Origin of the sequence: Rothia sp. HMSC08A08, assembly GCF_001808385.1 — a bacterium.
Taxonomy (GTDB): domain Bacteria; phylum Actinomycetota; class Actinomycetes; order Actinomycetales; family Micrococcaceae; genus Rothia; species Rothia dentocariosa.
Genome location: NZ_KV793052.1, coordinates 22,360 through 47,165, shown reverse-complemented (window position 1 = coordinate 47,165; position 24,806 = coordinate 22,360). Strand labels below are relative to the sequence as shown.

Genomic DNA, 24,806 nt, shown 5'->3' with positions numbered 1-24,806 from the left:
CGAACGCCCCCCGCACAATACATGACAAACGGGGCCGATAGCTGCTTGAGCGGTCGGCTCCGTTCTCGTGTACGGTAGCATATGAATACTATGGATGCGTATCACGTTCTTGCCCCGATCGCATCGGTCGCGAGAGAATGACGGCATCTAGCCCCAAGCACATGGAAGGTTGCTAACCTAGTAAATATGGCTTCACGGAGTAATCAAGGGCGTAAAAGCAAAACCGGATCAGCCAAGAAAACCTCGGCACGCGGTTCCCGGGGCACATCTAAGCGCGCGAATACCCCCGAAACTAACCCCGTAGCAAACGCTATTGCGAAAGTGTGGTTAGGCATTGCCCACACGGTGGGCGGCGCTGTGCGTGCTCTTGGGGTGCATCGCACAGATTTAGATCCACAGGCACGCCGCGATGGTGGAGCGCTCTTCATTCTGCTTTTCGGCATTATTACGGCTGGAGTCGAATGGTATAGCTGGCGCGTCATATCCGCACCGGTCATTATCCATGCCCCAATCTCGGCATGGCACACCATGCTGGGCGGCGTTTTCGGTCAGGGTGCTATTTTGGTACCGATTCTGAGCTTTATCTTGGCATGGTGCGTTTTCCGTACGCCAGATGATGTTCGCCGCACCAATCGAGTCTCGCTCGGCCTGCTGCTCATCCTTATTGCAGCGTCGCTTTTCTTCGCGATGAACGCCGGATACCCCAGTTTTTCGGGCGGTTTTGAGGCCGTCTGGGCCGGGGGTGGCGCTATTGGTGCGCTTCTTGGACCCCTCATGCAGCGCATAGCATTTGTGCAGTGGCTCGTTATTCTGGTTCTCTTCGTCATGGGGCTTATGGTATTGACGGCTACTCCGGTGCGTCAGGTTATTCCGCGGCTTACACATCTCGTTCGCATGGCCTTGGGTGAAAAGCCGGTTGCCTCCACCGATGACGACCCGACCATCGCATATCCGCAGGACGGCTATGATGCGGACTCCACGGCAGCGACTCAGACCGTCGATTTGAGTGCCTCGGAACATGATCGTAGCTATCTTTACGGTGATGAGGAAGAACGCCGTACATCTCGCGGCGGTATCTTTGGGTCAATTAAGCGGTGGTTCGGGTTCGGTCGTTCTCAACAGGCCGATCAGGGGCTGGATGAATACGTTGGCGATGAGGCATTCGCCAGCCCCGTGGTTAATACTCATGAAGAGTTTTCCGCAACCTCAGCGGATGCCCCCGCGCCGCATTCTTCAACGTCGTCTCAGGGTAGGTTGAGCCGCCTGCCCAAACGCCGCACCGAGAACACCGTGTTCGATCATGAGGCTTCGGATGCGCCCTCGGCACGCCTGGCTCAGGCGCAGCGTGCCGCCGTTGAACACGGTCGTGTGGCACCAGATGCGCTCTTTGATGTAGAGGCTTTTGATGACACATCGGTGCAGTCGGTTGTGCCCGCCGCATCCGAGCAGAATGTTGCGACAAAGCAGATAGCAAGCCCTCAGACGCAGCCTGCTCAACAGCCACAACCGGAAGCACAGCAGCAAGGCGCATCCGCTAAACCGCAGCAAAGTAGTGGTGCATCCCGCATGCCGCAGACGAAGCCGCAAGCTACGGTCAGCGGAGCAGCGGCTGCCGGTACGGGGGCATCACGACCCCTGCAAAACAACACGCGCACCGCGCATACCGAGCAGGCCCGCCCCGAACAATCCGTCGAGTCTTCGCAGGGCACTTATAACCTGCCCGCAGAACAGATGCTGGTGGCAGGTCCCCCTGCTAAGGAATCATCCGAAGTGAACGAACACGTGGTCGAAGCACTGACCAACGTTTTAGAGCAGTTTAAGGTTGATGCGGTTGTCACTGGATTCTCACGCGGTCCGACCGTGACCCGCTACGAGATCGAGCTGGGTGCCGGTACGAAGGTTGAACGTGTGACCGCGCTGAGTAAGAATATCGCCTATGCAGTCGCCAGCCCGGATGTGCGTATCCTATCGCCTATTCCCGGTAAATCGGCGATCGGTATTGAGATTCCAAATACCGACCGCGAGACGGTATCGCTGGGCGATGTCTTACGGTCCCCGCAGGCTCACTCGAACCCGCATCCGATGGTTATGGGTGTGGGCAAAGATGTCGAGGGCGGTTTTGTGCTTGCGAACCTGGCGAAAATGCCGCATATGTTGGTTGCGGGTGCAACCGGTGCCGGTAAGTCTTCGTTCGTGAACTCGATGATCACCTCGATTCTTATGCGTTCTACACCTGATCAGGTGCGTTTGGTGATGGTGGATCCCAAACGCGTGGAGCTTACCGCCTATGAGGGAATTCCGCACCTGATTACGCCTATTATTACTAACCCGAAGAAGGCAGCAGAGGCGCTTCAATGGGTAGTACGTGAGATGGATGCACGCTATGACGACCTGGCGCATTATGGGTTTAAGCATGTGGACGATTTCAACAAGGCCGTACGCGAGGGCAAGATTCAGCCTGAGCCGGGCAGTAAACGAAAAATTCACGAGTACCCGTACCTGTTGGTTATCGTGGACGAGCTTGCCGATTTGATGATGGTTGCCCCGCGTGACGTTGAAGAGGCGATTGTTCGTATTACGCAGTTGGCGCGTGCAGCTGGTATTCACCTGGTGCTTGCAACTCAGCGTCCTTCGGTTGACGTGGTGACCGGTCTGATTAAGGCGAACGTTCCTTCGCGTATGGCGTTTGCGACGTCATCGGTTACGGACTCGCGTGTGGTGCTGGATCAGCCCGGCGCTGAAAAACTGATCGGTCAGGGCGATGCGCTCTTCCTGCCAATGGGTGCCTCGAAGCCGATGCGTGTGCAGGGTGCGTGGGTCTCTGAATCCGAGATTCATGCGGTTGTTGAGCACGTGAAGCAGCAGGCTCCGACAATTTACCGTGAAGATGTTATGGTCTCAGCCGCGAAGAAGCAGATTGATGAGGAAATCGGCGATGACCTTGATGACTTGCTCCAGGCGGCTGAAATCGTGATTACCACGCAGTTTGGTTCTACCTCAATGCTTCAGCGTAAACTCCGCATGGGCTTTGCGAAGGCGGGGCGCATTATGGATCTGCTGGAGTCTCAAGGCATAGTTGGTCCTTCTGAGGGGTCGAAGGCGCGCGATGTGTTGGTGCGCCCGGACGATCTGCAGAATACCTTGGCACGCATCCGGGGTGAAGAGGTGCCCGAACCCGTTGAGGAAACTTTTGAAGACCCGTATGCGCAAGCGGTGAACCCCGCAGAGCCTGCTGAATATGCGGTGGAAGAGAGCGATGAGGGTTCGGAGGACGCCTGGCAGCTCACGGGGCGGTAACCTATCAACAGTCGTATTCAAAGTGTTCTCACACCCTAGAGAGATTCCCGCTTCTGCTGGCATATCGTGCTGCGGAAGCGGGAATTTTTCTATTACTGCGAGCCCAAACAAGGATTTATCGGAATGCCATTCTTATAGGAACGATACCTCGTATACTGGAAAGATATGAGGCAAGGGCTACGCTCTGGGAGTTACTTGCAGCCAACAACGAGTCGTTGGTACCAGACTGTAGAGAAGGGTAACAGTGAGTCAGGAATCAGTATCGGCGGTATCGCAGACCGAGCGTCATGTATCTAACTGGAATCTGCCGAATATTCTGACGGTTGTGCGTATTATTGCAGTTCCTTTTTTCGTTGTAGTGCTCCTTGCGGGCGGAACATTCGGAGCTGAAGATGTAGCACAGCGGTGGCTTGCTTTTGCCCTCTTTATCGCCGCGATGATTACCGACTGGGCGGACGGTTACCTGGCTCGAAGCCGTAACCTCATCACGAGCTTTGGGAAGATCGCTGATCCTATTGCTGATAAGCTCCTCACCGGTGCGGCGTTCATTACCCTTTCTTGGTTGGGCGAGCTGTGGTGGTGGGTAACCGCTGTAATTCTCCTTCGGGAGTGGGGAATCACCATCATGCGTTTTTTCGTTATCAAATACGGGGTTATGGCGGCAAATAAGGGCGGAAAGATCAAAACCGTTTTACAAACCATTGCTCTCGTGGTGATGCTCTTACCCTTAGGACTCCTCGGCGAGCCTTGGTTGGCTCCCGGATGGGTTCTTATGGCGGCGGTAACCGCTATTACCGTCTGGACAGGGGTAGTTTACGTGCGTGATGCCCATCAGCTTCGCCAGACATGGCTGGCGCAGCATCCCGCACAGTCATGAGGCTGGGGACGGTTCCAGATGTACTGCCCCAGTATTTTATACGCCGGATATATCTCGTTGGGAGGAGTACTTATGGACGTACTCAAAACGGTACCGCATAGTGCGAAGGAAGCCGCTCAGATACTTCACGATGCTTTGGTCGGTACAGGTCTGACAATCGCCACGGCGGAATCTCTCACCGGAGGAGACGTTGGGGGTACTATCTGCACCGTTGCAGGAGCCTCGGAATACTACCGCGGCGGGGTTATCTCATATGCGAGCGCGGTCAAGGCATCCGTTTTAGGCGTAAACGAGGAGCTTTTAGCTAAGAATGGTTCCGTTGATCCGGAAGTTGCCCGGCAGATGGCGCAGGGAACCGCACGAATTTGTGGAGCTGACTACGGGGTTTCGACCACTGGAGTTGCAGGGCCAGAGCCGCACGATGGTAAGCCCGTTGGTACCGTATTTTTGGGTGTGCACACTCCAGAGGCAACCTATGCCGTACAGCGGCACTATGAGGGGGATCGGGTACAGATTCGCGCCTCGGCAACGGCGGATGCAATTCTCCTGCTAACCCAGGCTGTGCACGGTACTAAGGACGCATCGTAGTCTTATCTAGAGGTCAGCTGAAGTATCTTTTCACGGGATACTTTAATCAAGTTTCCAGGGATTTCCCAGGTGCATGGGAATAAAACTATAGCTTGGTAAGTTTGAATATATACTAGCCAGGCTCATATAAACGGTACAGCACCCGAGGCTAGCCGAGAACTAAAAAATGAGTTAGGCTTAATAACTGTAAGAACCGAACACTGGTTGACCTACGTACGAGGAGAAACAACGCATATGACCAAGAAGCGTGTATCTATTAATGGTATTACCCGGTGGAAAGAAATTAACCCAGCTCCGCAGCAGGTAGCTCCTGTTGTGGAAGAGGCAAAGACTGTACCTCTGCGCCAGGCTATTGGCGAGGTTCTTCGTGACGTTCGTCAGCGCCAGGGTCGTACCCTACGCGAGGTTTCACAGAGCGCACGTGTTTCCCTGGGTTATCTCAGCGAAGTCGAGCGTGGGCAGAAGGAAGCTTCTTCGGAGCTTCTGGCATGGATTTGCCAGGCGCTTGATATCCCGATGTACCAGATGCTTCGTGAAGTTGCCGACCGTATGGCAATTCTAGAGGGCGTACACGTTCCGGATACCGTTCCCGCCGAGCTTGCTGAGCAGTACCGTAACGATTACATGATGGCTTCGCTCTAAGAGACCTATGTGAGCGAACCGCGCATCCGTTATGATGCGCGGTTCGCTTTTTTGTGCACTGACAACGGTAGTAGGGGTCTACTTTCGTAGGGGACTCTGATGAAGCGTTCTCATGATTTTTTCTCGGATGTGCTCTGAAACAGGAGAGCGTAAGGAGGGACGATGAAACTCAGTGAGTTTTGGGCCAATATGGACTACGAATTCGGTGCTGGGTATGCCCGAGTTTTGGCGGGAGATTTGGTGCTTGGGTCGCTTGGGAATATGACGGCTTTAGAGGCACTTGAAGCTGGAGTTGCGCCGAAGGATGTTTGGCTTGCGGTCTGTGAGACACAGGATATTCCGGAGGTTCGCCGTTTGGGACCCGACCGTGAGCCGCGCAGGTAGCCGGAATCCATGAATTGCTGCGAAATAAGCCCGGTTTAGGGGCTGTTGAGATACCACATGGGGAGAACCTGAGATGGACACGGCGAGCATAAATTCGAAAAAATTTGCCGAAAATTTGTGCGATTTATAGGATTTTTGTTCGAGTCATGCTAATCTATCCACAGAGTAAAAATATCTGTACTTTCTGGGGGATTTTTCCACATTCTTCCGCCGCCGGTCTTAAAGTGTCAGGCGGACTTCGTAGAGTAGTGTGCAGAGGGTGGCGAGAAGCACCTCCCGAAGAATCATTGAGACCTTCTATTGATAGAACGAGGTAACTAACCGTGGCAAAGAACAGCAAGGCACAGGGCGTCGCTCGTGTTCCTGAAGAAGGCCGTGCCAAGGCACTCGAAGCCGTGATGGCTAAAATCGACAAGGATTATGGTAAAGGCGCGATTATGCGTCTAGGCGATAAAGAGACCGTGAAAACGGAGGTTATTTCAACCGGCGCTATCGCTTTGGATGCTGCTCTCGGTATCGGCGGACTGCCCCGCGGCCGTGTGATTGAAATTTATGGTCCTGAATCTTCCGGTAAGACCACTGTCGCTCTGCATGCTGTAGCGAATGTGCAGAAAGCGGGCGGTATCGCGGCGTTTATTGATGCTGAACATGCACTCGATCCGGTCTATGCTGCCAAACTCGGCGTTGACACCGATGCCCTCTTGGTATCGCAGCCCGATACTGGGGAACAGGCACTCGAAATTATGGATATGCTGGTTGGTTCCGGCGCTGTTGATATCGTTGTAGTCGACTCTGTAGCGGCTCTCGTTCCCCGCGCCGAGATTGACGGCGATATGGGTGATTCTCATGTGGGCCTGCAGGCGCGTTTGATGAGCCAGGCTCTCCGTAAGATTACGGGTCGCCTGGCATCCACCGGCACTACAGCAATCTTCATTAACCAGCTTCGTGAGAAGATCGGCGTGTTCTTTGGATCTCCCGAAACCACGACCGGCGGTAAGGCCCTGAAGTTCTACGCCTCGGTGCGTATCGATATTCGACGTATTGAGACCTTAAAGGACGGGGCGAACCCCATTGGCAATAAAACTCGTGCCAAGATCGTGAAGAATAAGATGGCTCCTCCCTTCAAACAGGCCGAGTTCGACATTCTGTATGGTGAGGGTATCTCCGTTGAAGGCGGTATTCTTGACCTCGCGGTAGAGCATGACATCGTCAAGAAGTCTGGCGCCTGGTTTACCTATGATGGCGAACAGCTGGGGCAGGGGCGCGAGAACGTGCGTAAACTGCTCAAGGATAACCCGGAATTGACTGAGGAACTACAGTATAAGGTCCTCGTAAAACTCGGAATTATCGATCCTGAAGGCGAGGAATCTTTGGAAGAAACTGAAGCCACATCGGTTGAGGCCGATCCTCTCGACGAGCTCGCAGAAGAATTCTAAACAAGATGGCGTGTGCCGCGCATCCACGATAGCCTAGCTTTGAGGATGCGCGGCACACGCTCAGCATATCTGAGGACTCTACGCCTTTGAGGCGTTGTACCTACAGGATTAACAGCATCGAACCAGCACAGGAAGGCGGCATGGGTAACGATTGGTTGGCGGATGCCTGGGGTGATAACCCGTTGAGTGACCCTGCGATTTCTGACGCTGAAACAACTTCTGATGCTGCAGAGGGCAAAGCCACAGGATTCTCTGATTGGCATCCCGCCGCACACGGATATGTGGAAGACAAACCCGACCCCGATTCTGTACCCTATCGTTCTTCCTCATCGCGCTCGTTCCCACGCACACGAGGGGGAGGGGCGGTAACTCAACATGATGCAGAACCCCGTACACAAAACGCTTCATCAAAAACCTCAGCAGAGCGTACATCGGGCGCCCGTAAGAAGCGTCGAAACCCGGACTGGAAAAAAGGATTCCGGCGCCCCAAGAACACCGAAAAATCGCCCTTCGCCCCGGCTATTGGGGCTCATCGTGCAGAGGAAGAACATCCAGAAAAAGTACGAAAGAAGAAAAGGTCATCAGGCCCATTATTTCGTGAGGGGAGTGCCCTCAACGAACCTTTGAGCACCGAAGAAGAAGCTCTTATTCGAGGTATCGCTGCCGAAGAAAAGACGAATGTTCCGGGCACCAATCGCTCAGGACGTTGGAAACAGCGCGAAGAGCCAGATCCGTACACGCGAGCAAAGACTCTGGTTTACAATCAGCTGGCGTATTCCGCTAAATCCCGCGCGCAGTTGCAGAAAAAACTTGTCGATAAAGGGTTTGAGGAAAGCCTGATAGAGTCACTGCTCGATAAATTTGAGGCTGCTCACCTGATTGACGATGCCGAGTATGCGCGTTCCTTTGTGGAACAGCGGGGAAAACATAAGAAGCTTTCCCGAACCGCTCTGCGCCGTGAACTCAAAGAACGAGGAATTACCGGAGAACTTGCTGAAGATGCGCTCGCTGCACGCACGGACGAAGATGAACGTCAGGACGCGGCGGAGCTCGTGCGCAAAAAACTGCGTCCTTCCATGAACTTCTCAGATCGTACCGAGAAGGAGAAAATCATGCGTCGGCTAGTAGGGATGCTGGCACGTCGGGGATATTCTTCATCTGTAGCGTTTTCGGTGGTAAAAGAAGAAATCGAGAGGTACCGCAGCGAGCAAGAAGAAGACTGTTGAATATTCTTCATCAGAAGAGTATCCAGCGGATCCAGCAACAGATAAGAGGTAATCTATGCAGCCGTTACAAGAACTTCGTGCCAGGCGTATGATCGCTCAGCTCCTCGCTCCAAGTGCAGCGCATCGTGGTATAGGTGTAGACGCTGACACTCTGTACCAAGAGACAAGCGCCCCGATACATGTGTTAAATCATCTCTACGCTGTTCAGGGGCAAAACTATAACGCCGGTGTGCGCGCCATTGCGCTACGAGCTGGGTGCAGTACTGACACAGTTCTTGAAGGCATTCACGACTACAGCATTGTGCGTTCGTGGCCCATGCGCGGGACACTCCACTTTTTGACTCTCAATAGTGCAGATTCGCTGTATGCTGCTGTCGCCGGCCGAGGCGCGAAGCCTCAGCCCGCCTATATGCGTCAATGTAACTTTACGCTCAAAGACTTCGAACGTTGGCGTAAACATCTTCATGAAGCTTTACAAACTCGCGGTTATCTTGAGCCGCTCACCCGTACTGACCTCTACGCCATTTTGGATGAATGCGGCTATAGCGGACCAAGTTCGCGACGTAGTCACCTCATTCGGCTCTACGGCGGTGAGGGTACGGTTCTTCAAGGGCCGCTTCAGGGGAAAGAGGAAAGCTTCGTGCACCGCGACTCCATACCTGTGCCCCGCACAAAATACGAGCGACAACAGGCGCTGGCTGAGCTGGGTACACGTTATATATGCGGTCACGGGCCGGTGACTGCCGAGGACCTGAGCTGGTGGGCTGGAATTACGATAACCGATGCCCGGTATGCATTTGAACATGCTCGCCGTACCCAGACTATTGTGCTGGGTGGACAAGAATATGCGATAGGTTCCTGGCAAGAAGGCATTACCGACTCGGAACTCAAAGTTGCTCTTAATCGCAAGCTTATTCTCCCAGCCTTCGATGAGTATCTGCTGGGATATGCCGATAAGAGTTTTGCATTGCGTGAGGAACTGCGTCCGCAGGTTCTCACCTGGAACGGAATTAGTTGGGATTTTACGCTTGCCGCCGGTGAGGCAACTGGACGTGCCGTCTAATCTACTTTTCGAGGTTCTTACCGTAATCGCCAAGGCGCTGGATGAGATCGTAAAGCGCGGGGTCTTGAGTGTTCCCAAGAGTAAGCAGGATGCGCATCAGCTCAACACCCTGGCGGCAGATGCGGGGAAGAACCCGCGCCCGAGTTCCGTCGGCGTAAAGTTCCAAAAGCGTACACACCGTAATAGCTGCGCACACCGCGATGTCTTCTGCAAGCCTGGCATCTAAAGGTATTTCACCGAAGAGGACCGTATAAAATTTAGGAAGCTCCTGTTCCCTATCTACCCGGTAAAGCGGGTACTGGGGCGACGAGGGAAACCCGAGCATCGCCTCCACAAAAGGGAATCCGCGATGGTGAATACAGGTTCCCTCCGTATCAAAGGCGCGGGTGCCGATACCGCGAGAAGGTGCCGTATCGGCCGGGGAGTACAGCACGTTATGCGGCGAAAAATCTCCCGACGAGAGCATATAGACCTGCCCGCGGCTACGTTTAAACTGTTCGGGTACCGGCGGGCGTTTGAGGAAAAATGGCTGAGTGATGCGATGGAACCGGAAGATTAGTTCTTGGAGATCGTTTGTAGGTTCTTCGGCATCTTCGCTCCGTTCTGCTGGGAGATCGGGATATAGGCGTTGAAGCCCCTTCTCGGCAAGTTTCGGGGAGGGCATCGCCCCCGGGAACTGTGCCCTGCGGTCGGCCTTCGCGAGCGATGCGCGATATTGATCGACGGTGTCGTCAAAAATTCCCTGCCGAGCAAATTCACCCCACACTGCCGCGTAAGCCGCAAAAGCGCGTGCCGTATTATTCTGGTTGAAAAGCTGCGTGGAGGTATCAGCTATGAGGGAGTTTGCAACGGGTACCGACCCTTCAAAGACCACGTCTTCGAGTGCTAAGCAGCGTAGATCATCATCAACACCGTAGAGGGCAGGGTAGATATCTGGAACCATCTCATCCAGGGCAACTGCACCGTATTTTTCCCGAAGGTATCCAAAACCGCCTGCGTTAGTCGCCGAGTCTCCGCGGCGATAACGCTTTAAGATGACAGATTCGGGCTGCCAGGGTGTATGCGGGTTAGATCCATAGCGTACTCGCAGCACTACCGAGCGCATTCCGGTTGAGAGAATCGTCAGCGAGAGCGGAATCCGATCTCCGATAGCCGGTAGGGTTGCAGCCCACGAAAGTATTTTGAGAACACTTGCCCGGAACGCCTCGGAGTCGGCAGGGGAGTGCGTGGGCGCGGGGTGGTATTCCGCGATGGCGCGCTCAAGAATAGTCGCGAGGGGATCCTCAGGATATTGGCCGGAAGAATTACTAAGGGATACCTGCATAGAGCCATTATCCACCATCCGCTACCCTAATGGCGTGAGCATGACCCTAAATGATTTTTCTGCTGAATCCGCAACGTCCGCCGAAACTCCCCGAACCTATGAAGTTCGCACCTTTGGCTGTCAAATGAACGTTCACGATTCTGAACGTATGTCTGGTTTGCTAGAAGCGAACGGGTATGTACGCGCTGCCGAGGGGGAAGAACCCGACCTCGTGGTGTTTAACACATGCGCGGTGCGCGAGAACGCATCAAATCGTCTCTATGGGCATTTGGGACAGTTGGCCTCCGTGAAGCGGCGCCACGAAGGCATGCAAATTGCTGTAGGCGGATGCTTGGCCCAAAAAGACCAGAACACTATTATCGAAAAAGCCCCTTGGGTAGATGTCGTGTTCGGCACCCACAATATTGGCTCGCTCCCCACACTCCTTGAACGCGCCCGCCACAATCACGAAGCGCAGGCGGAACTGCTCGAATCGCTTGAGGTGTTCCCCTCGACCCTACCCACGAAACGCGATCATGTGTACTCGGGCTGGGTGTCAATCTCCGTAGGATGCAACAACACTTGTACCTTCTGCATCGTGCCGTCACTGCGCGGTAAAGAGAAAGACCGCCGACCTGGCGATATCCTTGCCGAAGTTCAGGCGCTCGTCGATGACGGTGCGATCGAAGTAACTCTGCTTGGACAGAACGTGAACTCCTACGGCGTGGAATTTGGGGACCGTCAGGCATTCTCCAAACTATTGCGCGCCTGCGGTGATATTGAGGGGCTGGAACGAGTACGGTTCACGTCACCGCATCCAGCTATGTTCACCGACGATGTGATAGAAGCGATGGCAGAAACCCCGAACGTCATGCCTGTTCTGCATATGCCGCTTCAATCGGGATCGGATAAGGTGCTCAAAGACATGCGCCGCTCATACCGATCCAAGAAATTCTTGGGTATTTTAGAGAAGGTGCGCGAGCGCATTCCGCACGCTGTCATTACCACCGATATTATCGTGGGGTTCCCCGGTGAGAGTGAAGAAGACTTCCAGGATACGCTGCGCGTGGTGGAGCAGGCCCGGTTCTCATCAGCGTTTACCTTCCAGTACTCAATTCGTCCCGGCACCCCGGCGGCGACTATGGAAAACCAGATTCCAAAAGATGTTGTGCAAGAGCGCTACGAACGCCTAGTGGCCCTGCAGGACCGTATTGCGGGCGAAGAGAACCGTAAACAGTTGGGTAAAACCGTTGAGCTGATGGTTGTCGCCGAGTCTGGGCGTAAAGCGCAGCAGACGCATCGTCTGGCGGGCCGCGGACCGGATCAGCGCCTCGTGCACTTCTCAGTACCTGCCGGGTGCGAAGAGCCTCGCCCCGGAGATATGGTGACCGTTCCTATCACTGAGGCAGGGTCGTTCCATCTGATTTCAGATCCCACCGCTGAGCAGTATCAGCTTCGCCGCACCCGAGCCGGGGATGCCTGGGACCGTTCACAGGCCGAATCCTGCGGCGCCGGAACTACTCAGGTTTCGGGCGGTCCGGTGGGGCTTGGCATGCCCACTATTGGGCCTAAATCCTAGATACCGTAGGGCGTGCGCGCGGTCTCATATTATATGTAGACCCGTACAATAGACCCATGACGTACCCCTTAGAGCCTCCTATTGTCGCTATTGTCGGTGCCACCGGTACCGGTAAGAGTGCGCTTGCAATTGCTCTTGCCCGGCATCTTGGCGGTGAATGTGTGAACGCGGATTCTATGCAGTTCTATCGCGGTATGAATATCGGAACTGCTAAGATTACCGCTGAGGAAATGCAGGGGGTTCCTCACCATCTGCTCGATATTTTGGATATCACGCAGGAAGCCTCGGTAGCAGAATTTCAGCATCAAGCCCGGCAGCTCTTTGCGGATATTAGAGCGCGCGGTAAGTACCCTATTCTGGTGGGCGGATCTGGCCTCTATGTTCGGGCGGCTCTCGATAAACTCGAATTTCCCGGCACGGATTCGGCAGTACGGACTCGGCTGGAGCAGGAAGCCGCCCAGCAGGGGATCGGTGTTTTGCGCACACGCCTGGCTCAGGTCGATCCTGACTCTGCGGCGCGTGTTCACGACGAACGGCGCGTTATCCGTGCCCTCGAAGTTTTTGAGGTGACGGGGCGTCCCTTTTCTGCCTTTATGCCAGTACGCGAATATGTCTCACCCGCCATACAGATTGGGCTTGATATGGATCGTGAACGCCTCCACGAACGCCTGTACCGGCGGGTGGTGAACATGGCGGAATCAGGGCTTTTAGATGAAGTACGAACGCTGGAACAGCATGGTCTACGCGAGGGAAAGACCGCCTCACGTGCCATCGGGTACGCCCAGTTTTTGAAGGTTTTGGATGCGCAGAATACCGCCCCCGCCCCCGCGTTGAGCGCGACGTATACTCTGCACGATGCGATCGAAGACACCGCGACGGCAACCCGACAATTTGCGCGTCGTCAGATAACCTGGTTTCGCGGGGACGACCGCGTACACTGGTTTGACGCCGAATCGAAGAACCTGCTCAGCCAAGCGCATGAGGTCGTGCATCAGGCGAGCCAAGGCTGTAAAGGACCGAAACCCGCTTAAGCAGCGCATCCTCTGCGGTAAACCGGTAGAATTTACAGAGATTTAGTCACGAAGAACGAAGGGTAGAGAACAAGCATGACCGATGGCGTATCCACGTGGGGAGAACTAGCCGGGCGTACTCTGACAAAGGGGCATGGAACGGGTAATGACTTTATATTTCTGACCGACCCAGCCTCTGAGATCCCGCTCGATGCTGACCTCATCGCGCGTGTCTGCGATCGTCATTTTGGAATCGGTGCTGACGGCTTTATCCGTGCAGCGTATACCGAAAATTTCAGGACCGGGCAGAATATGCTGGAAGAGTATCCAGACGCTATCTGGTTTATGGATTACCGCAATGGTGATGGCTCGATCGCCGAAATGTGCGGGAATGGTGTGCGTGCCTTCGTCGATTACTTGCGTACTGAGGGAATGATTGACCTTGAAGTGGGTGAGACCGTCAAGATTGCTACGCGAGGCGGCGTCAAAATCGTGGCGCGCACTGAAGAAGGATATGCTATTGATATGGGTCCGTGGAGTTTTATCCACGGAGACACAGCACGCGAAAGTGGTGAAGATTCGCATGTTTCGGCGCGTGGGCTGATGACTCCCCGAGCCGGTCTGTCGATTTCGATGGGTAACCCCCACACCGTGGTAATGCTGGGTCAGGAAGGCAAGTTGGACGGACTCGATCTGAACAGCCAGCCACAGGTAAATCCAGCACCCGAAAAAGGGACTAACGTTGAGTTTGTGGTTCCGGTTGATCTAGAAACATCCGACGAGAATAAAAACGTTGGAGCCATCAGGATGCGCGTATACGAACGCGGCGTGGGTGAGACTCTATCCTGCGGGACTGGCGCATGCGCGGCCGCTGCGGCAACCCGTTTTTGGGGCGGCGAAGAGGCGCCCGATGAATGGCTGGTTCATGTTCCCGGCGGCACGCTCGCAGTAACCTTCGTCCTAGGCCCCGACGACCTAGAACACGTCGTTCTAGCAGGGCCAGCTCAGACGGTTGCCAAGATTGAGCTCCACTAACCTACGAAGGAGTTTTGAGAACTTATGCCCGTCAGCCTTCTTCTGAGGCGGAGAAGCTGACGGGCATTATCGCGTAAGCATCCACCTGAAGCCTTTAAGAACCTTTGGAAGAACGTACAACCTCCAAGATACGGAAACCCTTCGACATGGCATATCGAGATACCGAAAACTCGGATCCAAAACGTTCGGTGAGCTGTGCATCCAGCCATTTTTGCAGGGAATCAGAACCCAAATTCTTTTGAACCACCAGATAGGCAGCACCGCCGGGGGCTAGCCGCGGAAGCCACGTGAGCAGAATATTGTGCAGAACCTCTTTACCTACGCGAATCGGAGGATTGGACCAGATAGTATCGAAACGTAATGTGGGATCTATCTCATCGGGGGTGCTCACCGAGACGTTATGCAGCCCCAAAGCGCGGGCATTCTGTTCCGTGAGCGAAAGCGACCGGGAATTGACGTCAATCCCATAAACCTCAGATTGCGGAGCAAGCATAGCTAAAGATAATGTGATGGGTCCCCAGCCGCATCCAATATCGAGCATATATTTTCCGTGCGGCTCAGGTACCTGCGCGAAAAGAACCGCAGTTCCCTTGTCTATTCCCGAAGGACTAAAAATACCGTTCGCGGTCGTCACGGAAACCTGACGACCCGCCAACTCAACCTGAACCCTTCGAGGTTTGAACTCGGCTTCGGGAGACGAGGAAAAATAATGCTGTTCGCTCATGAATCCAGTGTACCCGGATGCGCTCCGCATCATCGCTGCTACGCTGATGCGCCCACAGCGAGAGATAACCGAAAACCGCGACAACTGTGGCATGCGACCGCTAAAATAGAGGAACATATGAAATTAACAGATACCTCTTTTTCCAGCGAAAAGTTGCCCAGTGATGAGCAGCTACGCCGAACCGTAGAACGAGTCCTGGGTCATGCAGACGCAGCGGCACAGACCACTATCTACCCCGAAAGCACCGGTAGCACCGCACAACGCCGCGTGCTCGATACCCGTGCCCGAGAAATTTCCGATAATCAGCGGGAACACTCAGAATTTGACGGCGAGCAGGAAGACCTCGCCGAACGCCGCGCATTACGCCGAGTCGCCGGGCTTTCTACCGAGCTCGATGATGTGACCGAAGTCGAATACCGTCAGCTGCGCCTAGAACGCGTGGTTCTCGCCGGGCTATGGACCGAAGGAACCGTCGAAGATGCCGAGAACTCCCTGCGAGAACTCGCCGCACTCGCCGAAACTGCAGGATCTGAAGTGCTGGACGGGCTAGTTCAGCGCCGCCTCAAACCAGACCCCGGAACTTTTCTTGGCTCCGGAAAAGCCCTCGAACTCAAAGACATTGTTGAGGCAACCGGTGCCGATACCGTGATCGTCGATTCTGAATTAGCACCCTCACAACGACGAGCCCTCGAAGATATTGTCAAAGTCAAAGTGATCGATCGTACCGCCCTGATTCTAGACATCTTCGCTCAACACGCGAAGTCTCGTGAAGGCAAAGCACAGGTCGAACTTGCCCAACTCGAATACATGCTCCCGCGTCTGCGCGGCTGGGGCGCGTCTCTGTCACGCCAGGCAGGCGGGCGTGCAGCATCCGGTGAAGGCATTGGTTCACGCGGACCTGGTGAAACCAAAATCGAGATGGATCGCCGCCGTCTACGTGCCCGCATGGCAAAGCTCAAGCGCGAAATAGCCGCTATGGCGCCCGCACGTGAGACAAAACGCCTAAGCCGTAAACGCAACAGGGTACCCTCGGTCGCTATCGCGGGGTATACGAACGCAGGTAAGTCGTCGTTGCTGAATCGTCTGACCGATGCCGGTGTTCTGGTGGAAAACGCTCTCTTCGCAACCCTGGATCCGACCGTGCGTAAAGCACAGACTCCGGACGGCATCGGCTATACGCTTTCGGACACTGTAGGATTCGTGCGTTCGTTGCCCACCCAGCTCGTGGAAGCATTCCGTTCCACACTCGAAGAGGTAGCCGATGCAGACGTGATTCTGCATGTGGTAGACGCATCTCACCCAGACCCTGAGGGGCAGATTCGCGCCGTGCGTGAGGTTATCGCAGATTTAGATGCTCGCCGTATACCCGAGATTATTGTGCTCAATAAAGCGGATGCGGCTGATCCCTTTATCCTCGAACGCATGCGACAGCGCGAACCGAACCACGTCATCGTCTCGGCGCGCACAGGGGAGGGCATTGACGAACTCAAGCAGAAGATTGCGGATACAATTCCGCGGCCATCGCTTGAAGTTAAATTACTGATCCCCTATAACCACGGTGAAGTTATTTCCCGTCTTCATGCTTGGGACGCTGAGATTAAAAGTACTGCGTTTGTCTCAGATGGAACCTTTGTCACCGCTTTGGTGCGTGAGGATGTTGCCGCAGAACTCTCTGACTATGTGATCGACGGCGAGCTCCTTGAAGTGCTTGAATTGGAGCTTCAAGACTCTGCCTCTGAACCCGAAAACGTCTGTGAACTCGCGTGATGAGAGCGTGAGCACCCCATGACCGATAATATTACTGCGCCCACCGGGATGGAGCTTGAAACTCTGCCCGGTGCAAAACCCGTGTTAGATTTGCTCGATCATGTGATTGAAAAAACGGGCGGGCAAAAACGCTTCGGACAACGTAGAATGGCAGCCCATGTTGCGCAGGCTTTCGACCTTGAGCGGCATCTCCTCGTGCAGGCAGGCACCGGAACCGGTAAATCCCTCGGGTATTTGGTGCCAGCCCTGCATCATGCGGGTGTAAGCACAAAACCCATTGTTGTGGCGACCGCAACCCTGGCCCTCCAGGCGCAGATCGTAAAACGAGACCTTCCAAAACTTATGGAGGCACTCTCTTCTGAGCCCGAATCTGAAAATCAGGTCGCAATCCTCAAGGGCAGGAACAACTATCTATGCCTGCACAAACTCGACGGCGGATACCCCGAAGAGGAACCCGATACCCTCTTCGACATGCCTCAGCATAGTACGTCTCGCATCGGTGAAGAGGTGCTGCGGCTCAGGTCATGGGCGGAAAAAACCGAAACCGGTGACCGCGACGAACTTAAACCCGGTGTATCGGATCGTGCCTGGGCGCAGGTATCTGTGAGCGCCTCAGAGTGTTTGGGAAAACGCTGCCCCCTCGTTGAGGAGTGCTTTAGTGAGCGGGCGCGCCAAGAAGCATATGAAGCCGATCTCGTGATTACTAATCATGCGCTGCTTGCCATCAACGCTTTTGAAGGTTTAGGTGTACTTCCCGAACACGATATCGCTATTATTGACGAGGCGCATGAGCTTGCAGACCGCGTGACCGGTGCGGTGACGGATTCCCTTTCTGCTTCCTTAATCAGGCGTGCCGCTCGCGATATCCGCAAGAGCTCCAAAGCAGACTCCAGCGCGCTCGAACAAGCCGCCGGTTCTTTAGAAACCGCATGTGAAGGTGTTTCTGAGGGCTTGATAGAAAGGCTCGAAGGGCGACTTCTGAACGCACTCGCGGCTGTAGCCGATGCCGCACGGGCGGCGCTTTCCGACTCTAAGAGCGACAATAAAGAGGCGGATGCCGGGCTTCAGATGGCTCGTTCACGTGTCTCTGAGGTACACGATGCCGCAACGCGCATGCTGGAGTCTACCGAACATCGCGAAGTGCTGTGGTTATCACGCCAGGGCGGTTGGGAAAACGGACGATATACCGCAGCTTCCGATCAGGATCCCGCCACACTCCACATTGCTCCTTTGAATATCGGAAGCCGTTTACGTGAGGGGCTTTTTGAGGATCGTACCGTTATTCTTACGAGCGCAACGCTTACTGTGGGGGAATCCTTCGATGCAGTAGCCGGCTCCCTGGGACTGGCTGGGCCGCAGGCTCCGCGCTGGGAAGGTCTTGATGTGGGCTCTCCTTTTGATTATCCACGGCAGGGAATTCTGTACGTGGCTTCCGACTTGCCCAAACCGAGCTTTGGCGTGAATCCTCAGCAGCTCGAACGATTACGCGAATTATGTGAAGCTTCTGGTGGTGGGGTTCTGGGGTTATTCTCGTCGAAGCGAGGTGCCGAGCAGGCGGCTGAATATGTACGTCAGCACACGGATTTGAATATTCTCTTGCAGGGAGAGTCCTCATTGCGGGCTCTTGTCGAGGAGTTTACTGAAGATATAAATGCTTGTCTTTTCGGCACCATGAGCCTTTGGCAGGGAGTGGATGTTCCCGGAGACTCCTGTCGTCTGGTACTGATGGACCGTATACCGTTCCCGCGCCCAGACGATCCGCTCGCTCAAGCGCGTACCCGTGCCGTGGCAGAAAAAGGCGGGAATGGGTTTATGGCTGTTTCGGCATATCATGCGGCAATCCGCATGTCTCAGGGGGCAGGGCGATTGATACGTTCCGTGCACGATCGCGGGGTAGTAGCAATCCTTGACTCTAGGCTGGCGACTCAGCGATACGGTGGGTACCTGATGCGGGCGATGCCTAACCTTTGGACCACCCAGGATAAGAATGTTGTTTTGGGTGCTTTAGAACGGCTCTATCAGAGTATTGACTAAAAGCAATAAGATACGCGGGCTTAATGCACGTTGTATTCCGGTACTGGTGCCGAGACATAAACGTAGCGAAGCGTCCATAGATGTAATGTGAGAAAGGTAGGGTACCGTTCGACGGTACCCTACCTGGTGCATTGTGCGCTTATGGCTGCCTATAGTAACTAGTTAGTCTATCGGGGCAACTCGGATACGGTTCCCATCTAGATCACTTGCTACGAAAGTCATCCCAAATACGTCACGATGGGGCTCTTCCAATATGACAACCCCTTGTTCCACCCAGGCTTGGTACTGCGTGAGGATTTCTGCATCGGAACCCTTGAGATTTATACATACCTCAGAGGTACGTATTGAAGTTTCATGAAGAGCATTGCTTGCTCCGGTCCACAACGCTAGCGAGACTCCCGGTGCTAAATCCATGGTGACATAGCGTGGTGAGGTAAAACTGACTTCAAGATTTAGAAGGCTCGTATAGAAGGACGCTGAGGCCTCGATATCCGATACATAGACAACAAAAACGATCTCACGGTCAATCATTGTGCTGTTATTCCTTCTGGACATGGGACGGCTGAATACGCAGGAACGGAACCTCTAGCGTTGTGTCTTTTGAGAAAAACGCGCGCAGGTCAGAAGGTCCCCGTTAGATGCTTCGCAGAACAGAAACTACTTTACCCATCACCGTGGCGCGGTCGCCGAGTATGGGCTCATATTGGGAATTTCGGGGGAGTAGCCAGGTATGACCATCTACTTGGCGGAATACTTTGACGGTCGCTTCGTCGTCAAGAAGAGCCGCAACAATGTCTCCATTATCGGCGGTGTGTTGTTCACGTACAACAACCCAGTCACCGTCGCATATGGCGGCGTCAATCATCGAATCCCCTTTGACGCGAAGCATGAAAAGCTTCCCACTGCCCACGAGCTGGCGGGGGAGAGAGAGAACATCCTCAACGGATTGCTCAGCCGTAATAGGACCACCAGCAGCAATGCGACCTACGAGGGGCACGGGAACCATATCCTCATCGCTCACCTCAAATGTAGGCAGCTCCGGAAAATGGGCTGAAGCGCCCTCAGACTCTATATCGTCAAGAATCTCGATGGCACGCGGTAGTTTTGGATCGCGGCGAATATATCCCATCTTCTCAAGACGACCGAGCTGATGAGTCACCGAAGAAAGTGAAGCCAATCCAACGATATCGCCAATCTGACGCATCGAAGGGGGGTATCCCTTCTGCTCGATTTCTGTACGAATCGCATCCAAAATTTTCTGCTGACGTGGAGTCAGCGGAGGGCGCTGAGCTTCGGGTGTCATGCGGAGCCTTCTTTCTAACTATTTGCGCACGCTATGGTTCCTAGAACATTGACTGGATCCAGGTAGGCATAACGATGAACCGTCTCGTTCTCAGTCTAAAGCATCAGAGGGAAAACTTCAAACAAATATTCTATGATCCTCGAATATAATCGAAGAAATATTTAGTAACTTTCTACTAGACTATCGAAACTAGATTCGATATAGTTGGTGTCTACGGAAGACATATTCGATAAAAGTTGAGGTTTTTCGGTGGGGTGTTCTAGTTCAAGCTCTTGCTATGCAGGGATTATCGGTCTTCGAAGTACTTCGGTATTTCTAGAGCATCTTGAGAGAATCCGAAAGCAAAATATGTGCTTTCTGCAAGAATATGAACTCATGCCAACCGCATTATGAGCGCTGAGAATGGTGTGTAACGGCGAGGATATGAACTGGTCACACACCAGCGGAAAGGAAAATACTATGGCAGCGGCTACTTCTTCCTCCCGAATTCCGGCGGGGTTAACCGTTATTCACCCAGCTCGTGTTCGACAGGACTCTTATCAAACACGTTCACACTATGCTTCATCACGCCGTTCCCGTATGTCGCATCCTCGGCTGACTTCTTCCCAATCACGTGCTGTATACGAGACTTCATTCTCAGCTACACCACAGAAAGTGAACGTCACATCTTCCTCTCAGACTCAGCAGAGCGTAAACGGTAAAACATCAAGCGGACAGCGGCGGGTTCCAGAAAAACTTAAAGGTGTGCCGGTGGTTAATATGCGCAATCCCTCATTTTTCACACGTGCTATGCATTGCTCTAGGGCTCTGAAAAATTGGGTTTTTGGCATTCCGCTGATAACGCTGGCGGCCCTTGTCGTTCTTGGGGCGCTCATTCTTATATCGCCGCATACAGCAAACGCTGGAAATAATTCTCAAGGCGCAGGAACCCGGTACGTGACCGTTCAATCTGGAGATACGCTCTGGGATATTGCACAAGAGGTAGACCCGAAGACTGATCCACGCGACACCATGGTGCAGATCAGTAAACTTAATGATCTGCAGGGTTCAACTGTCAAAGTCGGGCAGCGTCTAGAAGTCCCAAATGTGTGATAGCAGTCATAGTTGCTATCTAGAAAACGTGACTGGATGTGCGCTTATTATAACTATTCCGCATTCTTTGTTCTCATGACTAATTTGCGACTGGTGGCTTTGAAAGGGACCTATATCGCGTAGGGCCCTTTTATGGACATATGGTGCTCAATACAGGCGACGTAACATGCGGTATGCGATGATAGCGTGAGATTAGGGGCAGAAACCTTGGAGTTTGTACCCTAGAATACATGACATTTGTATGCTCGCCCGGTTGCTCGTCTGGAATCCGGTGGGAGCGGAACTAAGGAGTCTCTATGCCCACACGTCCCACCGTAGCTATACTTGGCGAATTTGGCACATATAGCGAGCTCCAGCAAGCGTGCGAGCGCGTCGGTGCCCAAGCGTTCGTTACCACAGATCTCAATTCTCTACGAGACGCTGATGGTATGGTGATTGCTGGCCATAAGAAATCTCTCGAAACATACGAGGCTGTGCGGAAACTCCACGGTGATCGGGTGCTTGGCAGGCGCGTTGCAGGCGGCCGTCCTGTCCTCGTTGCCGGGGCTGGTTTTGGGATGCTGTTTGAAATTATCCGAACCGTGAACCCAGAGCTTGGAGACCTTGATATTTCTGCACTAGGAGAGTGGCCGGGTGCTGCACAAGATCTGGCCACCGCTGGGGCTCATCGAGGACACTATAGGGTTGAGGCTGCTGCGTCCAGTAAATTTTTACAGGATCTTCCTGAACCCTTGAATTTCAAGGCAGAGGATGGCGTGTTTACCTGGGATTTTGACCAGAGTATAGACTATATGGAGCCGCCTGCTGTCAGTTGGACTGATGCAGATCCGCGTTATATTGCAGCTGTCGAGAACGGTCCTCTCACAGCAATTCAATTTTGTCCGGTAGCTTCGGGTGCTGCAGGTGAAGAATTTCTTCGCCGCTGGGTTGCGCATCTTCCCGTCATGAACCGTTTGTAGCATCATAAATTTTACGAAAAACTGCGAAGGAGCATCACATGTCACCTCTATACTCCGGACTTATTCTTATGACTGTTGGGGCATTCTTTGCCGGTGGGGGTATATCTTTCCGTAAACAGGGCATATCTCTTGGCGCGCAGATTGTGCTGTGGATTATTGCTTTAGTCCTCTTTGGGTACGGGGCATATGTAACTTTCGTATACGGGTCACAGGGATAAGAATATGGGTACTCTAGAACTTCTTCCCGCAGTCGATATTGCTCAGGGGCGTGCAGTGCGTCCCGTAGGCGGTCGCCTCTCCCAACAGAGTGAGGGTGCAGATCCAGTGGAAACGGCTCTATCGTGGTGCCGCGCGGGGGCACGATGGATTCACCTTGTTGATCTGGATATGGCGTTTGGTCGTGGTAACAACACCTGCATCCTTCGAGAGGTTATTGATCGAGTTCGTGCGACAGCTCAGAATCCTATCAAAATACAGGTCAGTGGCGGTGTTAAAGATGAACGTTCTTTGGAATTCGCCTTGAGTCTTGAACCCGATCGCATCAATGTGACGTCGGCGGCGCTGCAGCATCCGGCATGGTTAGAGAAAACACTAGGGCACTATGGTGAGCGGATAGCTCTGGGTTTGGACGCTCGCAATGGAACCGTTGTAGCACGTGGGACCGCATGGTGTGGCGATTCCGTGCATAACACAGTGCGATGGCTGCAAACTGCGGGAGCATGCCGGTATATTGTGACAGATGTAAGCCGAGATGGTGCTCTCTCAGGGCCTGGGCTACAGCTGCTTCGTGAAGTTCTCAGTCTCACTGAGCATCCCGTTGTGGCTTCGGGAGGTGTTGCTTCTCTGGAAGATATTCGTACTCTTCGTGCGCTGACGAATCAGGGCTTGGAAGGTCTTGTCCTAGGGAAGGCGCTGTACGTCGGCAATTTTACTTTTGAGGAAGCTCTTAAGGCGGCTAATGATGATGCCTCATAACCCACAAGAACAACGGAATCTGTCTGAACCCCAAAAGCGTGCAGCTGCACGGCGCGCGTTGCCAGAGCATATTGCGGCTCAATTGCGCAGCGCTGGGAGGCAAACTGATACTGGCGGACAGCCCTGGAAAGGGAGGAACCTAGGAGAGGGAACGTCACAAACCCATCAATACTATGGAGACGATGGCTTGACGAACCCAGGTTTAGCCCGGGTTCTGACCTCTTTTGAAGCTGATGAAGTTGATGAGGTAGCAGTTGTTGAAGCGTTGAGTGAAGTGCGAATATTTGCTCCGATTGTTGCTCAGCTTTCACAAGCTCATATAACCCATGATGGTCTGGTGTCTGATAAAGAAGCTGACATGGCATTAGTCAGCCTGCAGGCTCCAGATGGTCGAAAAGCTCTTCCTGTTTTTACGAGTGTTGATGCTTTGATGCAGTGGCACCCGCAGGCTCGCCCGGTTGCAGCCTCTATGCGTAAAACGGCATTGAGTGCTGTGGAAGATGATAACCAACTCATCGTTGTGAATCCTGGTCAGAACCTCACCTTTGTGGTACGTCGCCCCGCTGTTTGGTCTTTGGCGCAGGGGAAACAGTGGATCCCTTCGTATCTCAACGACGAGGTACTAAATGAACTAAAGCGCCTTATCTCTACACAACCCGCTCTGGTAGATATTCAGTGTGATACTGGTGATGGCGTACAGGCACGCACAGGCACGGGGAAGATCCTAAGGGGCGGAGGTGCCGGTCCTGAACTTGCGATTAAACTTGCTGTTCTTCCCGGACTTACCCGCGAACAGCTCAATATGGTAATTCAGGATTTTCAGCGGAGTCTGGCGAGCAGCGACCTTATGTCACAGGTGGTTGATTCTGTGCAGATTAAGCTTCTTTCTGCTTCATAGATTTGTGTAGGCTCAGTTGATGATGTCTTGGTGAACTTTAGAGAGTGTGAGATTCTAGAACCATGAGTAATATAACGAATAGTTTTCAATTTGGCGCATCATCAAATGAATCTGTACCTGTACACGGCGGTACAGAGCTAACTGATGAACAAATGCATGCCGTTAGTGAACAGATGCGGGATATTGCCGATGTGCCAGCCGTTGAGATTATCGGTGCTGCGGCTGTCCATCTCATGAGCGCTGCAGCCGTCAAATGCGGTCTGGCTGCCGAAGATAATGCTGCGGAGTTACAGGACTTGGATGAGGCACGCAAACTTATTACTGCATTGGCGGGGTTTGTGGCGGCGGCGGCTCCAGAAATTGGTTCGCAGCATGCCGCCCCGCTGCGTGATGGGCTGCGGACGTTACAGCTGGCGTTTCGGGAAGCATCGTCAATCCCAGATGAGCCGGGGCAGGGGCCTGGCGAGAAATTTACCGGTCCTGTGTACTAATTCTGCGTGCTGAAGTACCTTGAACGATCCATGAATGTAAATCTTCATATGTTCACCACACAGGTTTTCAGATAAGATTTTGCCTTGTGCGGGGTAGCGTAATGCGCATAGTCGTAGCTGCCC

The 24,806-nt window shown here is 53.7% G+C and carries 23 protein-coding genes; 19 read left to right on the top strand and 4 right to left on the bottom strand.

Annotated features, from left to right (window positions below):
• The first annotated feature begins 186 nt into the window (after positions 1 to 186).
• The 8 genes from HMPREF3164_RS00210 (at position 187) to HMPREF3164_RS00175 (ending at position 9,513) form a co-directional block, all read left to right on the top strand.
• Positions 187 to 3,297: a DNA translocase FtsK gene (locus HMPREF3164_RS00210; RefSeq protein WP_070448417.1), complete on the top strand. Its 3,111-nt coding sequence runs from the start codon at positions 187 to 189 to the stop codon at positions 3,295 to 3,297.
• Positions 3,298 to 3,541: 244 nt separating this feature from the next.
• Positions 3,542 to 4,174, top strand: coding sequence for a CDP-diacylglycerol--glycerol-3-phosphate 3-phosphatidyltransferase (gene pgsA / locus HMPREF3164_RS00205; protein ID WP_070448416.1), 633 nt, complete (start codon positions 3,542 to 3,544; stop codon positions 4,172 to 4,174).
• Between the two features lie 72 nt (positions 4,175 to 4,246).
• Positions 4,247 to 4,762: a CinA family protein gene (locus HMPREF3164_RS00200; RefSeq protein WP_070448415.1), complete on the top strand. Its 516-nt coding sequence runs from the start codon at positions 4,247 to 4,249 to the stop codon at positions 4,760 to 4,762.
• 234 nt (positions 4,763 to 4,996) lie between these two features.
• Positions 4,997 to 5,404: a helix-turn-helix domain-containing protein gene (locus HMPREF3164_RS00195; RefSeq protein WP_004006266.1), complete on the top strand. Its 408-nt coding sequence runs from the start codon at positions 4,997 to 4,999 to the stop codon at positions 5,402 to 5,404.
• Positions 5,405 to 5,566: 162 nt separating this feature from the next.
• Positions 5,567 to 5,788: a DUF3046 domain-containing protein gene (locus HMPREF3164_RS00190; RefSeq protein WP_048755080.1), complete on the top strand. Its 222-nt coding sequence runs from the start codon at positions 5,567 to 5,569 to the stop codon at positions 5,786 to 5,788.
• 323 nt (positions 5,789 to 6,111) lie between these two features.
• A complete protein-coding gene (gene recA, locus HMPREF3164_RS00185; RefSeq protein ID WP_048755079.1) occupies positions 6,112 to 7,224 on the top strand; it encodes a recombinase RecA in 1,113 nt (370 codons plus the stop codon).
• Between the two features lie 140 nt (positions 7,225 to 7,364).
• Positions 7,365 to 8,450 carry a regulatory protein RecX gene (locus tag HMPREF3164_RS11260; RefSeq protein WP_239664776.1) on the top strand — a complete coding sequence of 362 codons (1,086 nt, stop codon included), beginning with the start codon at positions 7,365 to 7,367 and terminating at the stop codon, positions 8,448 to 8,450.
• A gap of 55 nt (positions 8,451 to 8,505) precedes the next feature.
• Positions 8,506 to 9,513, top strand: a complete 1,008-nt coding sequence (locus HMPREF3164_RS00175; RefSeq protein WP_070448414.1) for a DNA glycosylase AlkZ-like family protein — start codon at positions 8,506 to 8,508, stop codon at positions 9,511 to 9,513.
• A gap of 1 nt (position 9,514) precedes the next feature.
• Here HMPREF3164_RS00175 and HMPREF3164_RS00170 read toward each other — a convergent pair whose 3' ends face one another.
• Positions 9,515 to 10,837, bottom strand: coding sequence for a hypothetical protein (locus HMPREF3164_RS00170; protein WP_246822532.1), 1,323 nt, complete (start codon positions 10,835 to 10,837; stop codon positions 9,515 to 9,517).
• 40 nt (positions 10,838 to 10,877) lie between these two features.
• On the opposite strand from HMPREF3164_RS00170, the gene miaB reads away from it, so the two are divergent.
• The 3 genes from miaB (at position 10,878) to dapF (ending at position 14,440) form a co-directional block, all read left to right on the top strand.
• On the top strand, positions 10,878 to 12,395 hold the full coding sequence (miaB, locus tag HMPREF3164_RS00165) for a tRNA (N6-isopentenyl adenosine(37)-C2)-methylthiotransferase MiaB (protein WP_048778725.1): 1,518 nt from the start codon (positions 10,878 to 10,880) through the stop codon (positions 12,393 to 12,395).
• A gap of 56 nt (positions 12,396 to 12,451) precedes the next feature.
• Positions 12,452 to 13,426 (top strand): tRNA (adenosine(37)-N6)-dimethylallyltransferase MiaA, encoded by a 975-nt coding sequence (gene miaA / locus HMPREF3164_RS00160; protein ID WP_070448412.1) that lies wholly within the window; start codon positions 12,452 to 12,454, stop codon positions 13,424 to 13,426.
• A 75-nt stretch (positions 13,427 to 13,501) separates the two neighbouring features.
• A complete protein-coding gene (dapF, locus tag HMPREF3164_RS00155; RefSeq protein ID WP_070448411.1) occupies positions 13,502 to 14,440 on the top strand; it encodes a diaminopimelate epimerase in 939 nt (312 codons plus the stop codon).
• 94 nt (positions 14,441 to 14,534) lie between these two features.
• Here dapF and HMPREF3164_RS00150 read toward each other — a convergent pair whose 3' ends face one another.
• Entirely contained in the window at positions 14,535 to 15,164 is a 630-nt protein-coding gene (locus tag HMPREF3164_RS00150; protein ID WP_070448437.1) for a class I SAM-dependent methyltransferase, read from the bottom strand.
• Positions 15,165 to 15,281: 117 nt separating this feature from the next.
• Here HMPREF3164_RS00150 and hflX point away from each other — a divergent pair, with 117 nt between their 5' ends.
• Positions 15,282 to 16,931: a GTPase HflX gene (gene hflX / locus HMPREF3164_RS00145; protein ID WP_070448410.1), complete on the top strand. Its 1,650-nt coding sequence runs from the start codon at positions 15,282 to 15,284 to the stop codon at positions 16,929 to 16,931.
• 18 nt (positions 16,932 to 16,949) lie between these two features.
• Positions 16,950 to 18,965: an ATP-dependent DNA helicase gene (locus tag HMPREF3164_RS00140; RefSeq protein WP_070448409.1), complete on the top strand. Its 2,016-nt coding sequence runs from the start codon at positions 16,950 to 16,952 to the stop codon at positions 18,963 to 18,965.
• Between the two features lie 162 nt (positions 18,966 to 19,127).
• On the opposite strand, the gene HMPREF3164_RS00135 is transcribed toward HMPREF3164_RS00140, so the two are convergent.
• A complete protein-coding gene (locus HMPREF3164_RS00135; protein ID WP_070448408.1) occupies positions 19,128 to 19,496 on the bottom strand; it encodes a VOC family protein in 369 nt (122 codons plus the stop codon).
• A 103-nt stretch (positions 19,497 to 19,599) separates the two neighbouring features.
• Positions 19,600 to 20,268, bottom strand: a complete 669-nt coding sequence (lexA, locus tag HMPREF3164_RS00130; RefSeq protein WP_048753103.1) for a transcriptional repressor LexA — start codon at positions 20,266 to 20,268, stop codon at positions 19,600 to 19,602.
• Between the two features lie 459 nt (positions 20,269 to 20,727).
• Here lexA and HMPREF3164_RS00125 point away from each other — a divergent pair, with 459 nt between their 5' ends.
• The 6 genes from HMPREF3164_RS00125 (at position 20,728) to HMPREF3164_RS00100 (ending at position 24,683) form a co-directional block, all read left to right on the top strand.
• Positions 20,728 to 21,360, top strand: a complete 633-nt coding sequence (locus tag HMPREF3164_RS00125; RefSeq protein ID WP_070448407.1) for a LysM peptidoglycan-binding domain-containing protein — start codon at positions 20,728 to 20,730, stop codon at positions 21,358 to 21,360.
• 296 nt (positions 21,361 to 21,656) lie between these two features.
• Positions 21,657 to 22,319: an imidazole glycerol phosphate synthase subunit HisH gene (locus tag HMPREF3164_RS00120; protein ID WP_070448406.1), complete on the top strand. Its 663-nt coding sequence runs from the start codon at positions 21,657 to 21,659 to the stop codon at positions 22,317 to 22,319.
• A gap of 38 nt (positions 22,320 to 22,357) precedes the next feature.
• Positions 22,358 to 22,537 carry a hypothetical protein gene (locus tag HMPREF3164_RS00115; protein WP_070448405.1) on the top strand — a complete coding sequence of 60 codons (180 nt, stop codon included), beginning with the start codon at positions 22,358 to 22,360 and terminating at the stop codon, positions 22,535 to 22,537.
• A 4-nt stretch (positions 22,538 to 22,541) separates the two neighbouring features.
• Complete coding sequence (locus tag HMPREF3164_RS00110; protein WP_070448404.1) at positions 22,542 to 23,294, top strand: HisA/HisF-related TIM barrel protein; 753 nt, start codon at positions 22,542 to 22,544, stop codon at positions 23,292 to 23,294.
• The gene (locus HMPREF3164_RS00105; protein ID WP_070448403.1) at positions 23,278 to 24,192 is read left to right on the top strand and encodes an SseB family protein; all 915 of its coding nucleotides are present in this window, start codon (positions 23,278 to 23,280) and stop codon (positions 24,190 to 24,192) included. Before HMPREF3164_RS00110 ends, HMPREF3164_RS00105 begins: the two co-directional genes overlap by 17 nt.
• A 62-nt stretch (positions 24,193 to 24,254) precedes the next feature.
• Entirely contained in the window at positions 24,255 to 24,683 is a 429-nt protein-coding gene (locus HMPREF3164_RS00100) for a DUF1844 domain-containing protein (protein ID WP_070448402.1), read from the top strand.
• Positions 24,684 to 24,806: the final 123 nt, after the last annotated feature.

What these genes read in the sequence shown, in the direction of transcription:
- HMPREF3164_RS00200 (WP_070448415.1), top strand. Translation starts at nt 4,247, where the DNA reads ATGGACGTACTCAAAACGGTACCGCATAGTGCGAAGGAAGCCGCTCAG.
- hflX (WP_070448410.1), top strand. Translation starts at nt 15,282, where the DNA reads ATGAAATTAACAGATACCTCTTTTTCCAGCGAAAAGTTGCCCAGTGAT.
- miaB (WP_048778725.1), top strand. Translation starts at nt 10,878, where the DNA reads ATGACCCTAAATGATTTTTCTGCTGAATCCGCAACGTCCGCCGAAACT.
- HMPREF3164_RS00140 (WP_070448409.1), top strand. Translation starts at nt 16,950, where the DNA reads ATGACCGATAATATTACTGCGCCCACCGGGATGGAGCTTGAAACTCTG.
- HMPREF3164_RS00195 (WP_004006266.1), top strand. Translation starts at nt 4,997, where the DNA reads ATGACCAAGAAGCGTGTATCTATTAATGGTATTACCCGGTGGAAAGAA.
- HMPREF3164_RS00100 (WP_070448402.1), top strand. Translation starts at nt 24,255, where the DNA reads ATGAGTAATATAACGAATAGTTTTCAATTTGGCGCATCATCAAATGAA.
- miaA (WP_070448412.1), top strand. Translation starts at nt 12,452, where the DNA reads ATGACGTACCCCTTAGAGCCTCCTATTGTCGCTATTGTCGGTGCCACC.
- HMPREF3164_RS00120 (WP_070448406.1), top strand. Translation starts at nt 21,657, where the DNA reads ATGCCCACACGTCCCACCGTAGCTATACTTGGCGAATTTGGCACATAT.
- HMPREF3164_RS00190 (WP_048755080.1), top strand. Translation starts at nt 5,567, where the DNA reads ATGAAACTCAGTGAGTTTTGGGCCAATATGGACTACGAATTCGGTGCT.
- HMPREF3164_RS00105 (WP_070448403.1), top strand. Translation starts at nt 23,278, where the DNA reads ATGATGATGCCTCATAACCCACAAGAACAACGGAATCTGTCTGAACCC.
- HMPREF3164_RS00125 (WP_070448407.1), top strand. Translation starts at nt 20,728, where the DNA reads ATGGCAGCGGCTACTTCTTCCTCCCGAATTCCGGCGGGGTTAACCGTT.
- HMPREF3164_RS00110 (WP_070448404.1), top strand. Translation starts at nt 22,542, where the DNA reads ATGGGTACTCTAGAACTTCTTCCCGCAGTCGATATTGCTCAGGGGCGT.
- HMPREF3164_RS00170 (WP_246822532.1), bottom strand. Translation starts at nt 10,837, where the DNA reads ATGCAGGTATCCCTTAGTAATTCTTCCGGCCAATATCCTGAGGATCCC.
- HMPREF3164_RS00115 (WP_070448405.1), top strand. Translation starts at nt 22,358, where the DNA reads ATGTCACCTCTATACTCCGGACTTATTCTTATGACTGTTGGGGCATTC.
- HMPREF3164_RS00175 (WP_070448414.1), top strand. Translation starts at nt 8,506, where the DNA reads ATGCAGCCGTTACAAGAACTTCGTGCCAGGCGTATGATCGCTCAGCTC.
- HMPREF3164_RS00150 (WP_070448437.1), bottom strand. Translation starts at nt 15,164, where the DNA reads ATGAGCGAACAGCATTATTTTTCCTCGTCTCCCGAAGCCGAGTTCAAA.
- HMPREF3164_RS11260 (WP_239664776.1), top strand. Translation starts at nt 7,365, where the DNA reads ATGGGTAACGATTGGTTGGCGGATGCCTGGGGTGATAACCCGTTGAGT.
- HMPREF3164_RS00135 (WP_070448408.1), bottom strand. Translation starts at nt 19,496, where the DNA reads ATGATTGACCGTGAGATCGTTTTTGTTGTCTATGTATCGGATATCGAG.
- HMPREF3164_RS00210 (WP_070448417.1), top strand. Translation starts at nt 187, where the DNA reads ATGGCTTCACGGAGTAATCAAGGGCGTAAAAGCAAAACCGGATCAGCC.
- lexA (WP_048753103.1), bottom strand. Translation starts at nt 20,268, where the DNA reads ATGACACCCGAAGCTCAGCGCCCTCCGCTGACTCCACGTCAGCAGAAA.
- dapF (WP_070448411.1), top strand. Translation starts at nt 13,502, where the DNA reads ATGACCGATGGCGTATCCACGTGGGGAGAACTAGCCGGGCGTACTCTG.